General features: G+C 61.5%; 1 protein-coding gene. It reads left to right on the plus strand.

Annotated elements, in window-relative coordinates; translation table 11 throughout:
- Positions 1-206 (plus strand): SDR family oxidoreductase (locus SQ11_RS15875; RefSeq protein ID WP_041515178.1); only part of this gene is annotated, 206 nt, incomplete at its 5' end.
- Between the last annotated feature and the right edge of the window lie 20 nt (positions 207-226).

A 226-nucleotide genomic window follows, 5' to 3' on the forward strand; every position in this document is an offset into this window, starting at 1 on the left:
ATGCGATTGCCCCGGGGCGGATCGAGACGCCGATGGTGCTTGCGGTGGATGCCGCCATCAACGATGAGCAGGTTCGCCTAACTCCGCTCGGTCGCCTGGGCAAGCCGGATGAAGTCGCGGACCTGGCGCTGTATCTGACCTCGGACGAGTCGAGTTTCGTCACGGGGCAGACCATCGATGTCGCAGGTGGGCTTTACATGACGTAATGCCGCCTTAGATCGGAAGA

The sequence above is a fragment of the Nitrosospira sp. NpAV genome, from assembly GCF_000832065.1.
Classification (GTDB): domain Bacteria; phylum Pseudomonadota; class Gammaproteobacteria; order Burkholderiales; family Nitrosomonadaceae; genus Nitrosospira.